Origin of the sequence: Methylomonas lenta (genome assembly GCF_001644015.1) — a bacterium.
GTDB classification, from domain to species: Bacteria; Pseudomonadota; Gammaproteobacteria; order Methylococcales; family Methylomonadaceae; genus Methylomonas; species Methylomonas lenta.
Genome location: NZ_LUUI01000097.1, coordinates 1 through 1,376, shown reverse-complemented (window position 1 = coordinate 1,376; position 1,376 = coordinate 1). Strand labels below are relative to the sequence as shown.

Annotated in this window: 1 protein-coding gene; it reads right to left on the bottom strand. The window is 51.3% G+C overall.

All coding sequences use genetic code 11. The annotated features are described in order from the left end of the window. Nucleotides 1–53: 53 nt before the first annotated feature. Entirely contained in the window at nt 54–1,322 is a 1,269-nt protein-coding gene (locus A1359_RS09650; RefSeq protein WP_083960576.1) for an IS4 family transposase, read from the bottom strand. Between the last annotated feature and the right edge of the window lie 54 nt (nt 1,323–1,376).

The following is a 1,376-nucleotide window of genomic DNA, read 5'->3' as shown; positions in this document are numbered from 1 at the left end:
ATTTTTCTCGTTCCCACGCGGCGCGTCACTGCCATTAAGTTAAGAATCAGCACTTAAAAACAATGTTTCTTTTGTCGCTTATGAAAGTTCAGCAACACCCTGGCGGATGAGTTTTTACGCGCAGGCTTGCGTTGACTTCGCTCCAGACAAGGATTAGTCAGGAACAACGACGTTAACTGCGCCAACAATTGTTCTGTCTCGAAACCGCTGACCAGTAATAAATCCAATGCGCGGTTCTTGATCGCGTTAAACGATACCGCTCTATTGACGCTCTGCGGATACTGCGTGACTTTGGCATCCAGCATCGCTTGGGCCGTGTCGGTTAGCAAAGACTCCAAGCCGGATAGGTACACGGTCGCATGAAAATCTTGCCGAATAGCCTCGGCACCGATCCCGGTGAAGTTCTCCAACTCCAGACGGGTCTTGAGCAAACCATAGAAGGTTTCTATGCCCCAGCGCAAATAGTACAGTTCGCGAAACCCGTCGGTGGGATAGCGAGTGTTATCCAGCAACGAAGTCACCAGGACTTCATATTCCCCTGTATTCAATAGAACTCTGACCAAGCGCACTTTGAGCGATAAGGGCAAGCCAATTTCGCGAATCAGTGCTAATTGTCCGGCGCAGGGTTTCAGAGTGACCTCTTGACTATCAGGGCCTTGGCCTTTAAGCATTTCCCGGGCTTCGGCAAACGAGGCCGCCGAACAGCGAATGACAAAGTCGCGTTCACATCGACTGAGCTCCGCCAACATTCGGTAGGACGGGTAGTTCCTGTCCATCGTCAGCAAATCCCCAACACGGGTGTGCGGCAAATGCCCGACCGCCAAGTCGACCTCATAGGCTTTGGCTTTACCCAGCGTCGCATCTAAAGCGACTCGGTTGAGTACGTCATACAATACCGAAGCCAGGGCATAAGGCCGTTCGCCCTGGATTTCCGCGTCTTTTCCATTGCTCCAGGCTATGGTGCCAAATTCTTCGCGAATGGCTTCATTGTCTGGCAACACGAGCTTCGAACCATCAATCGCCAACACCCGAAAACCCCAGAAACGCAGATAATCCTCGTTGCCATAGAGCGTCTCCACTATGGCAACTTGGTTCAGTTCGATGAATGCCGTGTGTTTCAGTTTATACCGCGCCTGTGATAATGCGCTGGCACTGACGGTAGGTCGCCCTAACCACGTCATTGCCTCGTTCACAACGTTTTGCAGTGACTTGACGCTGTTCCTCATCACCAACACCAAAACCAAGCCGAACGTTAAACTACGCTCTCGCGTAAAGGCCTTCTCATCCCGGCGGTGACGCGCCTTGAAATCCTCCGCATTAATTCGGGCTTGAGTCTCTTCAACGGCTTGCTTTTGTTAGTACACTTCATCATTAAA